The sequence below is a fragment of the Saprospiraceae bacterium genome (assembly GCA_016714025.1).
In the GTDB taxonomy this organism is placed as follows: Bacteria; Bacteroidota; Bacteroidia; order Chitinophagales; family Saprospiraceae; genus Vicinibacter.
On sequence record JADJOB010000002.1, the window covers coordinates 2,151,833 to 2,164,643 of the forward strand.

Consider the following 12,811-nt stretch of genomic DNA (forward strand, 5'->3'; position numbering starts at 1 on the left):
TTAATGATCAAAGACTTTAAAGTCTTTTGGATTTGTTACTTTTAAAATATAAGAACGGGTACATTGTTCATGTACATATTGATCATAACCTTCTACAACTCCTGTAACAATAAAACGTTTATTAATTGGATTTTTAATATCACCGTATAACTCAATCGGTACACTTTCTCCAAATTCAATTTTAATCGTGTAATCGTAATTGTCCGGATCTCTGGCAAAAATGGTATTTCCAGATGTCATGATATTATTATTAGCCAATTGCATCTCAAGTGTTAATACCTTGCCTTCACATTCCATGGTCTTGTGACAGGGGCCTTTGCAATCAGAACGTTTAATGATTCCTTTAATTCCTTTTGCTGCAGAACCTCCAGGGGAACAGGAAATGCCAATTAATAAACAGAAAGAAAACTGGAGTATTGCTAAATATTTCATAATCAGAAATTAATATAGAAAGCTTAATTGTTTATTAAATAAAATTACATTCCACCCAGTTCATTTACAAGGCGGTCAGCCTTGTAAATATATTTTAATGCTGCAAGAATTCCGCCTGCATGTACAGAAACAGTGCGGTTTGATACTTCATCATAAATAAAATTTCCAGGTAAGGATTCAATATTGCCATCAAAAATAAGACCTACAGCTTCTTTATTTTTATTAATCATTGGACTTCCTGAGTTTCCACCAATAATATCATTTGTGGAAACATAACACATAGGTGCTTGCAGTAATTCCATTGGAGGGTTTAACCATTTTTCTGGCAAAGCCCATGGAAACTTTTTATCATTGGAATAATAGCGATCGTAAAGACCATAGAAACTTGTTTTATAAGGGGCAGTAGTGCCATTATAGTCATAACCTTTTACAACGCCATCTGCCAGTCTGAGGGTGAAAGTTGCATCTGGAGGTAAGTTTGAACCTTTTACATTGAATACAGCATTCGCGATTTTGGCTTCAAGTGCACGACGTTTTGGAGTCGAACTTTGGAAAGCTGCAATGGCTTCATTGTATTTCGGAGAAAGAATTCTGGCAGCATCTAATAAAGGATCATTGAATTTTTTGAATTTTTCAGCATCCTTCATAAAGATTTTTTCCAGTTTTTCACTATCAGTAAAATCAGTTTTTTCGACCATTTTCTGTGCCCTTTTTTCAGGAGTCTTGCCATCTAAAATCTGATCAATGTATTGATTTTCAGGATGTTCAAACTTCTTTAATTCTGCTAAATAAATGCTTAAATATTCTAATTCCTGTTCCGTATTTAAGTTTGTGATCAGGCCTTTAATTTCTTCACGGATTTTAGTAAGATTTCCAGCCTGATCAGGCATACCTAATGCTTTTTCATATTTGGCTAGTGCAAAAATTAAATTGACAGCATTCCCTTTTATAGGTGAAGGGCCCAATAATGTAACGGATGCACCATATTTACGCAATCCTTGTACTGCTTTTTCTAATTCTACCCAGGGATCTTCACCTTTTAATTTGGTCTTACTTCTGATTTCATCTTCCATCATTTTTTTACGTCCAATGAGATTTGGATCATTTAATCCTTTTAGGATACCGGTAAATGCTTTCGTACTATTTGACAATCCAAATATTTCATTTAATAAATCGATGTTTGGATTTTTATTATATTCTTTTTGAAGAATTGCAATTCTATTTTTCAACATTTCTAATTGAACTGGAAATCGAATGTCGCGATCGTATTCCAATTGTTTAAATGTACGATAACGCTCAGTGTTTCCAGGATTTCCTATAACAAATACGGGTTCGTTTTCAGCTGCACCGCTTGCTTTAAATTTAAAATAATTAGCAGAACTGTTAACGGGTTTTCCGTTTTCATAAGCTCTCCAAAACGTACAATCCAATGAATATCGTGGATAGGTGAAATTATCAGGGTCTCCTCCAAAATAGCCTAGATACATTTCCGGAATCAACACTAAACGGATGTCATCAAATTTTTTATATCCATACAAACTGAATTTTCCTCCACTGTAAAAGCTCACAGATTGAATTCTTAAATTCTTCCAGTTGTCCCGGTTTTGGTAGTCACGGATAATTTGAGCTAAAGCTGAATCCTGAAGTGTTTTCCTTTCAATATCTGTTTTAGCTTTTTTCATTTGAACCAATATGCGCTCTGAAACATCTTCAGCCTGAATCATCTGTTCAACAAACAAGCCTTCTGCTTTTCGTTCATCTTCTAGATTTGGGGCATAAAATCCATTTTTTTCAAAATCTTCTCCATTTTTTTGAAGAGGTGTGACTACATCTCTTGAACAATGATGATTGGTCATAATCAAACCATCTGGTGAAACAAAAGACGCAGAGCACCATGAGGCAAAACGAAGTGAAGACTTCCGAACATCATTAAACCAATTGTCGTCTGGACTGAAGTTATAAGCTTCTTTAAACCACTCCTTAGGTGGATTTTCAAATGTCCACATTTTACCAAAATCAAATCGTTGAGGTTGTATAGCCTCCTGAGCAATTAGCGGGTGTTGTATTAACAACAAAACCAAAAAGTATCCTATATTACGTATCATTAGATGGGTTTTTTATTAAAAATCAGGCAAAGATAACAAATACGAATATCTTCGTATTAATTTTTTGGCTGTACTATTTTCTCTATTGTGACCAGTGAAATGGGATGATAATGGGACTTGGCTTTCTCGAAAATCCTTAAAGCCTCTGACTCCATTTTTTGGTCCATGAGCGCCGAATAAATTGGTTTCAAATATTTGCGTCTTCCATAATTAGTAAGAAATTTCTCAATTTCAGGAAGTAATTGCTTACCATGACCATTATTAATTGCATATTCAAACCAAGCACATTGGATTTCACAATTACGACCTTTTGACAGATCATATGCTTTGTCCAATTGCTTGCACATCAATGCCCCACTATCTTTTGGTAATAGCCTGATAAAATACAACCATTCATGAGTTGACCAGGCTGATGTTTTTAGCATGGATGTATCATGCTTGGCAAAATAATTAGTTGCCTGAACCTTCAGATCTGAGAATTTCTTATCATCATATGAAGCTTTGTAAGCAAGCCAACCTGGATTATATATCCATTGATTTGCTGTATCAATAATTCCGGAGTTATTGTTAAAAAGATTCGTTTTGGCAAATTCTAAAAAACCTTCTGAGGTATTTGATTGGAATTTGAAATGTTCAAAATAGGCAATTAAAAACCGATCAAATGCCGCTCTGCCAAAACGTTCTTCTAAATAGCGCATAAAAGATTTTCCTTTTTCGTATGCGATATCTGAAACACCGTCTTCAGGATCCATGCCTTTTAAATTAAGCTTTAGCTTAGTCAGTGGATTGTCAGTTCCATATTCTGCGATGCTTTTTTCAAGGTCCTGTAAGCCCAATAAACTCAGCATATCCGCATAAGGTTTGCCATAAAGAGACTCCATGATCCGACTTTCAAAATAGGTCGTTATGCCTTCATTCAACCAGAAATCATTCCAGGTAGAATTTGTTACCAAATTTCCAGACCAGGAATGTGCCAATTCATGAGCAAGTAGAGAAGTCAAACTTTGATCTCCTGCAATAACACTCGGCGTTAAAAAAGTCATTCGTGGATTTTCCATTCCTCCAAAAGGGAAGCTTCCCGGTAAAACAATTACATCATATCTTCCCCAGGGATAGGGTCCATATAGTTTTTCTGCTGCCTCCAACATTTTTTCTAAATCTGAAAATTCAGCAGCGGCTTTATTTAATAAGCTTGGTTCAGCATATACTCCGGTTCGCTGACCAATGGGTTTAAAATCAAAATCACCGACAGCTAAGGCCATCAAATAAGCTGGGACAGGCAATTCCATATCAAATTCATAGTTGCCTTCTTGATTCCGCTCAGTGCCATTGGTAGCGCTCATTACAGCCATCATGCCAGGAGGTACATGTACCTTAGCATGATATGTGAATCGCATTCCGGGTCCATCTGGACACGGGATCCACGAACGTGAATAGATCGATTGACTTTGTGTAAATAAAAAGGGATATTTTTTGCTTAAAGTTTGTTCTTTAGGTAACCACTGAAGTGCTCTTGCATCGGGTGAACTTTTATAAGTTATTTGTACGATTTCTGTACTTGCATTTAATGGAATCACAAGCGCTGATCCAAGAACAGGATCTTTTGGCAATTGGTAAAAATTAGCTTGAGAATTGGTATTACCTTGTAATAATTGAACTTCCAGGATTTCCAAATCCATATTATCCAAAACAAGGGTATCGCCATGTTTAGGTGCTAAATGCAATTTAACTATACCATGAATTTGATTTGAATCGAAATTTAAATTCAAGTCTAAATCAAGGTGCAGCACCTTGCTTTGCTCGGGATTTGAAAAACTATGTGGATCGTCTTCAGGAATTAAAAGTTTGGGATTAGATTGCTGCTTACAGCTTAAATTCACCAGGATGAACAATAAAACACAAGAAATACCAGCGCTAATTCGCATGTGCAATTAAATTTTAAGAATCTAAAGAAACGCTTAATTTGCTTATTTGTTGTAGATAATAGATCGCCTCAGGCCCTTGATGAAAGATCAAATCTAAAATACTTAAATTTGATATAAATCCTGATTTCCCAGCAAATACCTGGTAATAGGATGGCAGCGGAACAAGATCAATTGTTTGAAATTGGAAATGATTTCGAAGATCCAAACCAGCTTGATCTGGCTTGGCTAAATAGTGCTCACTTTTTTGAAGATTTAGATCTATTGGGATTATTCCTGCTATTAATTGCAGACTATTCCAATTTAAATCGAACAAATAGTCTTCTTTTTTTAATAACAATTCGAAGATTAAATCTTTGTAATAGATAAAATAAGCAGATTTACCATAGCTGGATTGAATTGCCCTCAGGTGTTGCATGGGCCAATTGCATCCATAACTAATTTTTACCTCTTGAATATTTTGTTGTTGATTCTTTCCCTTTAGCAGGGGGATTGACAAATCCAGTGGACCCTGAGTGGAACCAATTCGATAGCGATTTCTATGTGAACGTTTTTGATAATGCTCATGAGCTTCGATGCAGACATTCGGATTTTGGATAAAGTATGCTATCGCCCGTATTGGAGGAAAGATTTGAGATTCAATTAGGATGTTTGGGTAATTTTGCAATTAGAACAATTCGAATTCAAAAATAGAATTGCAAAGTTACTTTCAAAAACACGCACTTTATCCACCTTTAGTTCAGAATTTGCCACCGGCAAATTTGGACGTAATCGTAGTAATCCCAGCTTTTAATGAGCCAGGATTGGTGAATGCGGTTCAATCTATTTTATCTTGTCAACATAATGATATCCTTGTAGAAATTGTCGTTGTTTTAAATTACCCGGATTCCCAACCAAGTCTCCATTCCTTTCACGAATTGCAGCGAAAGGAATTATTGGAATTGAATGCAGACAAAACAATAAACATTTTAGACCTTCCTGTCTTTAGTTTGCCAAATAAAGATGCTGGTGTAGGATTGGCGCGTAAAATAGGAATGGATGAAGCATGTTATCGGTTTGAATCCATCAATAAAAATGGAATTATACTATGTTTTGATGCAGATTGTAGTTGTCATCCGGATTTTTTAAAAAACGTCATTGATGGATTTAATAACATGCCAAATCAGAATGCTTTATCAATAGGATTCAAACATCAATTACAGAACTTAAGTGAATCCAATCTTGGAGCAATCATTCAATATGAGTTGCATTTACGTACCTATATTGGCTGGCAGCAATTTTATAAGTATCCTATGGCTTTTCAAACATTAGGTTCTTGCATGGCTGTGCGCTCCAAAGCATATCAACAACAAGGAGGCATGAACAAACGGAAGGCTGGGGAAGACTTTTATTTTTTGCATAAGTATAGCGTGTTGGGTCAATTAGCTGAACTGAAGCCTGCTTTGGTCTATCCATCTTCCAGGATTTCGGATCGGGTTCCTTTTGGTACAGGTAAAGCAGTTCGCGACATCATAAATTCAAAAAGTCAATTAATGAGCTATAATCCTAAAGGAATTGCGAGCTATTGTAATTTTTATAATTTGATTTGTGATTCCTGGCCTTTAATAGATGGAGGTAGATCCTGGAAATCACTTACGAATTCAACTGCATTGACCAGCTACTTGATGGAAGTGGACTTTGAAAAGGCCTTAACAGAAAACCTTAAGAATAGTACTTCAGCAAAAGTTTTTGCCAGTCGAATGGGCCGTTTTTTAAATCCTTTCAGGCTAATGAAATTTTTACACGCAGCATCTGAAACAGAATTTCCTGAAATCCCTGTTTATGATTCTGCCAAACAACTTTTATCAGTAAAGCATGACAAAACATTGAAGCAACCCATAAGTATAAATGAACTTTTAGAAAACATGCAGGCATAATTTAAAGGTCCTTGGCTACTGCAAATGGTTTTAGCTTTGTGTCAGGAAAGGAATTTAAGTACATGAATCAATTTGGTCAATTTTTCAGAATAACTATTTATGGTGAATCCCATGGTGAAGCCATTGGAATTTTAATTGATGGATTTCCGGCAGGAATACCAATAGATGTAAATGATTTTTCAGAAGACATCCTCAGAAGAAAGCCGGGCCAAATTGGTACAACCAGCCGGAGTGAATCAGATATTCCATTATTATTAGCAGGAATTTTTAATGGAAAAAGTACTGGTGCACCCATTCATATTCAGTTTCAAAATACGAACACACGCTCAGCTGATTATAATCAGCAGCAATACATTCCACGGCCAGGGCATGCGGACTTTGTTGCTTATAAAAAGTATAAAACGTTTAACGATTATAGGGGTGGGGGACATTTTAGCGGTCGATTGACTTTGGCATTGGTAGCCGCCGGGGTATTGGCGAAGAAGTTAATTGAGCCAATTTCAATTCAAGCACAGCTTACTGAAGTTGGTGGTTCAAAAGACATTGAGTTCCAAATTGATCAAGCGTTAAAGAATCAAGACAGCATTGGAGGACTTATTGAATGCCGTGTTCAAAAAGTACCTATTGGATTGGGTGAACCGTTTTTTGATTCCCTTGAATCGAAGCTCAGTCATTTAATTTTTTCAATACCGGCAATAAAAGGAATTGAGTTTGGAAGTGGTTTTAAGGCAGCTTCAATGCGCGGATCAGAACACAATGATCAGATTTTGAACATAGATGGTCAAACAGCAACGAATCATGCCGGAGGAATCAATGGTGGAATAAGTAATGGCAATGAAATCCTCTTTAGAGTCGCAGTAAAACCAACAAGCAGTATTGGATCTGCTCAAGAATCGATTAATCTGAAGGATGAAAAAATCGTTCAATTTCAAATCAACGGAAGGCATGATGCCTGCATTGCACTCCGTGTACCGGTGGTAATTGAGGCCTGTACAGCAATCGTGATTGCTGATTTTAGTTTACAGAACAAGGCAGTCTATTAATAATGGGCAAAAAAAAACTCCGCTTGAAAACAAACGGAGTTTTGTAAGATTTAAGAATGCCTATTAAGACATCATCATCTCTCCACCCATTGGTGCCATTGGTGCTGGTGCAGCAACAGCTTTCTTTCTGGGTCTAGATGCTTTCTTAGCTGGTTTTTTAGCAGTAGCTTTTTTAGCACCACCTTTTTTAGCGGTAGCTTTTTTAGCACCACCTTTTTTAGCAGTAGCTTTTTTAGCACCACCTTTTTTAGCGGTAGCTTTTTTAGGAGCTGCTTTTTTAGCGGTAGCTTTTTTAGCACCACCTTTTTTAGCTGCTTTCTTAGGAGCTGCTTTTTTAGCGGTAGCTTTTTTAGCACCACCTTTTTTAGCTGCTTTCTTAGGAGCTGCTTTTTTAGCAGTTGCTTTTTTAGCACCACCTTTTTTAGCTGCTTTTTTTGGAGCAGCTTTTTTAGCAGTTGCTTTTTTAGCACCACCTTTTTTAGCTGCTTTTTTTGGAGCAGCTTTTTTAGCTGCCCCTTTCTTAGCGGTAGCTTTTTTAGCGCCTGCTTTCTTCGCAGGTTTTTTAGCAGTTGAACGTGCTTTTGCCATGTTTAGTTTTTTAACGTTAACGAATAAAAAATTTCAATATAATGATTCTTGAATTGACATTACATTCCAAAAACCATATCAAAGGTATAATATTTTTTAAATATGCAAATTTTTTTTAATATTTTTTTATAAATACAGCGAATTAATGTGCAAAAAATCATATCTGCAGCTTCCAAAATAACTTGATTTTGGTCATTATTTCTGTCTGGTTAATAGAATTTTCGTTGCGTTGACTGCTGATCTGAATTCAAGAATTTAAAATTTGAATTGTACTTGAATTTTCACATCCTGAGTTTTAGAAATTCCATTTTCTTTATCTTGTAATTGCTTAAACTGCCCACTCCATCGGCCTTCCAGCATAAGTGGGCCTGTGATTCGCCATCGAACATTTAGGTAAATCGAATAGCCTTTTCCGGAGTAAGCAGCTAAATTATAGACACCGGAAACATCATTTTGAAATGAATAGATTCGATTTTCATATGCTGGTATGTTATAAACTGCATAGCGGATGTTTCCAGATATTTTGGATTCAATATTTTTATATAAAAAATCGGTGCTAATCAAAAATCCGGTGCCGGATTCCATGTTAATTTCACTTTTTCGAAGTTCAATCCGGCTTCGCCAGCTGAGATTGGTACTTGTTTTCATCTCGATGTTAGCTCGCATTTGAAAGTTTTTAAGCCTGGTCAGTTCATTTTGCTTATTGCTTGAATACGTACTGCTTTGTTCTTGGTATCCTGATTGAAATAGTAAATAAGCACTCCATTTTTTTCGTTCACTGCATGAAATCCGAAGGAAGTATTGGCATTGATTTGTGCGAAGGCTTTCTTGGTATCGAAGCCACGGAAATGCTGTAAAATGGGCATTTCCTGTAATATTCCATCGAGCGTTTGGCTTAATTGACCAGCTGATTTGTAATGATTTTTCATTGAAACTCATACCACTGTTGCTATTGGTATTGCTGTAATATTGAAAGTTGCCTCGATCAAAATGATGGTAATGAATTCGAACTTCCATGTTCTTTGATGGACTGAGTACCATGGACTCCATCCATGCTCTTTGATTGTTTTGATCCATCGCGATCTCACCATAAAGACTTATATTTTTAAATAAATAGCTGTGATCGATGGATGCTTGAAAGTTTTGATTCTTTGTACTTAGAAAGCTGCGGTCTAATCGTTTTTGATGATCCCATAGGTATTGCTGGGTGCTGAAAAGCCCATTAAGACCAATTTTGAAGGACTTAATTTGTGATATAAGGCTCATTCCCTTTAATTCAAATTGTGCAGTGTTTTTGGATTCCAATTCATTTGAATCTCTATGATAGGATGTCGTGAGAATTGAACTGATGAGATAGTTTGTGTCATTCCGGGTCGGGTCAATATTGATGGAAAGCTTCGCATCTTGTCTCACAGATGAAAAATAGAGTAGTGCATAGGTATTGTGGTTTATCTGCAAATTCATTCCGATTCCTCTTAACATATCAGATTCTCGGATCGATTGATAAGGTTTCAGGAATCCGGATCGTTTGATGCCAGAAGCCAATGCATCGCCATTTTCTATGCTGAAGCTATTATCCACTAAAAGGCCTTGTCCGATACAAATCTGATAATCTCCCAGGATAATTTTTTTTAATCGAGAAGTCAAATGTTCAATTTCAAGATATGCTGAGGTGTAGTCAAATCCTTTAGTTCCATTTTTTTGAATCCAGACTTCTCCCGCATCTTTTTCAAAAGTGAGTGCCATAGCATAGCGCCCTGGGATCGATGATTTGTATCTGCAATAAAATTTATCCGGACTTCCCAGATACGAGGTATGGCTTGTTGAATCACTTGCATCAAAGCTGCGTCCCCATCTTAATATCAGTTTATGAGTATCTTTTCGGCCAATGATTTTTATTAGTTTTTTTGATTTTATTGAATCCCTTAGAATTAGATATGGCAAACTGTATTTAAGAATGTCTAAGGGCAATCCTTCAATCGTTTGTAATTCATAAACCGATTTCAGGGGTCTGTGGATTTTTAAATAGGCAATGACTAATTCTGCGTGATGCTTTTCAAAAAGAGGAAACGAAAGGATACTTTCAAAATCGCAGTGATTTAATTCGAGGGGGTGTATTATATATGCTTCCATGCTTTTTTCATTAGACTGGTCGTTTAGTTTCTCAATTTGTTCGCTACGGCTGCCTTCAAATACTTCGAAAGCTTCTGTTTCTAAGCTTTGTGAAAAACAAATCGAATGAATGAGCATGCTGAAATACAAATTCCAGAGAAATTGGATGTTCTTCATAGGATATGCAATTTATTAGGGTCACCATAGTTAATTCATTTATACTTACCAGGCTTAATAATTGGAATTGTATTTATCGAATGCCGGTAAAATTTGATTGAAGACAGGGATATTTTTAACTTTGCGCTTTGGCCCTGTAGTTCAACGGATAGAATAGAAGATTCCGGTTCTTCAGGTTGAGGTTCGATTCCTCACAGGGTCACTAAGCACGTTTATTGGATTATCAGGCCTTGGAAGAAGCAATCAGAGTCCTTTTAATAAAATTCATAAGGCCTTCAGCATGATACCAGGTATTATTTAAATAACTACTTCACTATTTGCCATTTAAAAAATTTAATTTCTTGAGCTCAAAACTTAGATCAATATTTAATTTAACCTGTCCTGCATGCAGGAAGGGGATGCTGTTTCCAAACAAAAGTTATTTTATGGATTTTAGCTTTAAAATGCATGAAAAATGTCCTGTTTGTAAAGAGTCTTTTAACAGAGAACCCGGATTTTATTACGGTGCAATGTTTATTTCATATATTTTCTCTGGCTTTTTTAGTTTGATTTTTGCAGGGATGCTCATACTTATTTTCAAATTAGATTGGCAACTTAGCTTGTTTATACTTTGTTTAGTGTTGATTGGTAGCTTTGTATTCTGGTTTAAATTCTCTCGGTCTATCTGGATTCATTTTTTTGTGGATTATAAAGGAGACCCGGAATCCAAGGACGATGAGCTTGGTTGAATTGAAAGTGGAGAATTACTTTGTTTTGAAAATCAGTTAAATTAAAAAGAGATATAACTAAATCCTAAGCTATAATTTATTACCAACTGCTGCCACCTCCTCCGCCAAATCCACCTCCTGAAAAAGAACCTCCTCCTCCTGAAGAAGATCCGCTGGATGATGGTTGACTGGACATGACTGACCGCATTTCACTTAATGACGAAGACATCGTTTCAGAAAAGTTAGACATATTCCAAACACCGGATGAATTGTAAAAAGGTACATTTGAAGAATACCAGGTAGGGGCTTGCATTTGGATTCCATTAAATTTGTCACACCATTCATCAACACAATTAAATGCAATAGCATAAGGGAGCGTTTTGTCAAAATACGATGGGTCTTCTTTTATTAAAAATTCAAGTTTGGATTTTTCAGCAAGCTTTATAAATTTTCTAAAACCTTTGATTTCTTTAAATTCTTCATCTCCTTTTTGGGATCTTTTTAACAAAATAAAGGCTATAAGTATTAATACGACAGCGAGTAAAATTGTAAATCCAAGAAAAACGAACCGTCCTGCAAAAAAACAGAATGCCGCATTCAAGATGGCAGCCAGAATAATAGACCACATGGCTGTCCAATAAATACTTACCGATTTTCGTGTAAAATAATCAGAATTTAGAACCGAATCCTTAATGGATTGAAGAGTGTTTTGAAGGGTAACGTAAAAACTATCTTTTAAACTTTCTAAGCTAACCCGGTCCTTTCCAGCAAAGAGTCCTTCAAAAAACATTCTTTGGTGTGGAGCTGCATTTGAAGGAAGCGATTTTAATTTTATAAATGTAATCTGATCCTCCTCAAAGAATCCTTTCTTTTTTATGTGTTCAATCTTTAAATAACCTATGGATCCAAAATACGGAATCAAAGACAGCGCATCCCGCTTATCAGACCGGATATCAATGGCGTACCCTGCTAATGCAGAATCCATGTCTTTTGGAGGCATATAGGCTACCATATCAGCTAATTTAGTATCTCGCCCATGTTTCCACCAGGCATAGAAAAAACTAACCAACATCATAAACGGAAGCAACAAGTATTTAAAATGGTAAAACCATAAATTGGTTTTGGAATAGGTTTGAATGATGCCTTCCGGCATACGGATTGCAACGGTCATTGCTTTTCCGTTGCCCAGCGTTTCAGTGCTATATCCTTCAAAGACTCCATTATTATAATTAATAACTCCAGCCTGTTCACTGGAACCATAAGCTCCTGTTCTGATTTCATAATCAGAAGAAGTCAAATTTATTCCTTTAGGAATTTCAATTTTAAAATCAAGCTTTCTGATTTCGGTATTCCAATGATCACCAATCAGATTCCAATACAGCTCTGTTTTTCCATTGTTATGCAATAAACCATTCCAGATTTTATATTGAATTTTATAAACTTGTGTGCCTTCAACAAATTTATCAGCATCCCCAATTTTAATCCGGATGCCGGTTCCCATGCGTTGAACTTCAAAATTGTGCTGATCAACACGGATGTCTTCAATAAACAATTCATGTGGAAAAAATTGATCCAGCCATTCACCGGAAGTCTTAGTATCAACTTTGTATTTTAAAGGTTTGTCTACTAAAAGGCCATGCCGGGGTTTAGTAAATTGGGCCTGAATGGTTTCAGTAATATCCAGGCTGCCGTCTTTTAAAACCTTTATTTCAACCCGGTAGTTTGGGATGTAATAAAATTCCTGAGCATATGAATTTACAAAAGAGAATAAAACAATTAATACATAAAAAGATATATGACGCATGAATA

Annotated in this window: 10 protein-coding genes and 1 tRNA gene; 4 read left to right on the plus strand and 7 right to left on the minus strand. The window is 36.0% G+C overall.

Translation table 11 applies throughout. The annotated features are described in order from the left end of the window. From IPJ80_11700 to IPJ80_11715, 4 genes are read right to left on the minus strand one after another with little or no spacing between them, the layout of a single operon-like run. On the minus strand, positions 1 to 432 hold the full coding sequence (locus IPJ80_11700; GenBank protein MBK7914151.1) for a hypothetical protein: 432 nt from the start codon (positions 430 to 432) through the stop codon (positions 1 to 3). A gap of 44 nt (positions 433 to 476) precedes the next feature. Continuing rightward, the gene (locus IPJ80_11705; protein MBK7914152.1) at positions 477 to 2,537 is read right to left on the minus strand and encodes a S46 family peptidase; all 2,061 of its coding nucleotides are present in this window, start codon (positions 2,535 to 2,537) and stop codon (positions 477 to 479) included. A gap of 56 nt (positions 2,538 to 2,593) precedes the next feature. After that, positions 2,594 to 4,462 carry a M1 family metallopeptidase gene (locus IPJ80_11710; protein MBK7914153.1) on the minus strand — a complete coding sequence of 623 codons (1,869 nt, stop codon included), beginning with the start codon at positions 4,460 to 4,462 and terminating at the stop codon, positions 2,594 to 2,596. A gap of 13 nt (positions 4,463 to 4,475) precedes the next feature. Further along, positions 4,476 to 5,126, minus strand: coding sequence for a WbqC family protein (locus IPJ80_11715; protein MBK7914154.1), 651 nt, complete (start codon positions 5,124 to 5,126; stop codon positions 4,476 to 4,478). A gap of 28 nt (positions 5,127 to 5,154) precedes the next feature. Between IPJ80_11715 and IPJ80_11720 the strand changes: the two genes are divergently transcribed. Next, on the plus strand, positions 5,155 to 6,375 hold the full coding sequence (locus tag IPJ80_11720) for a glycosyltransferase (GenBank protein ID MBK7914155.1): 1,221 nt from the start codon (positions 5,155 to 5,157) through the stop codon (positions 6,373 to 6,375). Positions 6,376 to 6,437: 62 nt separating this feature from the next. Beyond that, positions 6,438 to 7,418 carry a chorismate synthase gene (locus IPJ80_11725; protein ID MBK7914156.1) on the plus strand — a complete coding sequence of 327 codons (981 nt, stop codon included), beginning with the start codon at positions 6,438 to 6,440 and terminating at the stop codon, positions 7,416 to 7,418. A 63-nt stretch (positions 7,419 to 7,481) separates the two neighbouring features. Here the strand turns inward: IPJ80_11725 and IPJ80_11730 are convergent, their stop codons facing one another. After that, the gene (locus IPJ80_11730; protein ID MBK7914157.1) at positions 7,482 to 8,006 is read right to left on the minus strand and encodes a histone H1-like repetitive region-containing protein; all 525 of its coding nucleotides are present in this window, start codon (positions 8,004 to 8,006) and stop codon (positions 7,482 to 7,484) included. Between the two features lie 255 nt (positions 8,007 to 8,261). Beyond that, positions 8,262 to 10,295 (minus strand): hypothetical protein, encoded by a 2,034-nt coding sequence (locus tag IPJ80_11735; protein ID MBK7914158.1) that lies wholly within the window; start codon positions 10,293 to 10,295, stop codon positions 8,262 to 8,264. 130 nt (positions 10,296 to 10,425) lie between these two features. On the opposite strand from IPJ80_11735, the gene IPJ80_11740 reads away from it, so the two are divergent. Beyond that, positions 10,426 to 10,497, plus strand: a tRNA-Arg gene (locus IPJ80_11740). Positions 10,498 to 10,693: 196 nt separating this feature from the next. Then, entirely contained in the window at positions 10,694 to 11,023 is a 330-nt protein-coding gene (locus tag IPJ80_11745; GenBank protein MBK7914159.1) for a DUF983 domain-containing protein, read from the plus strand. A gap of 79 nt (positions 11,024 to 11,102) precedes the next feature. On the opposite strand, the gene IPJ80_11750 is transcribed toward IPJ80_11745, so the two are convergent. Then, positions 11,103 to 12,806: a DUF2207 domain-containing protein gene (locus tag IPJ80_11750; GenBank protein MBK7914160.1), complete on the minus strand. Its 1,704-nt coding sequence runs from the start codon at positions 12,804 to 12,806 to the stop codon at positions 11,103 to 11,105. Between the last annotated feature and the right edge of the window lie 5 nt (positions 12,807 to 12,811).

Coding starts and splice junctions, on each gene's coding strand:
- IPJ80_11700 (MBK7914151.1), bottom strand. CDS start 432: ATGAAATATTTAGCAATACTCCAGTTTTCTTTCTGTTTATTAATTGGC.
- IPJ80_11705 (MBK7914152.1), bottom strand. CDS start 2,537: ATGATACGTAATATAGGATACTTTTTGGTTTTGTTGTTAATACAACAC.
- IPJ80_11710 (MBK7914153.1), bottom strand. CDS start 4,462: ATGCGAATTAGCGCTGGTATTTCTTGTGTTTTATTGTTCATCCTGGTG.
- IPJ80_11725 (MBK7914156.1), top strand. CDS start 6,438: ATGAATCAATTTGGTCAATTTTTCAGAATAACTATTTATGGTGAATCC.
- IPJ80_11730 (MBK7914157.1), bottom strand. CDS start 8,006: ATGGCAAAAGCACGTTCAACTGCTAAAAAACCTGCGAAGAAAGCAGGC.
- IPJ80_11735 (MBK7914158.1), bottom strand. CDS start 10,295: ATGAAGAACATCCAATTTCTCTGGAATTTGTATTTCAGCATGCTCATT.
- IPJ80_11745 (MBK7914159.1), top strand. CDS start 10,694: ATGCTGTTTCCAAACAAAAGTTATTTTATGGATTTTAGCTTTAAAATG.
- IPJ80_11750 (MBK7914160.1), bottom strand. CDS start 12,806: ATGCGTCATATATCTTTTTATGTATTAATTGTTTTATTCTCTTTTGTA.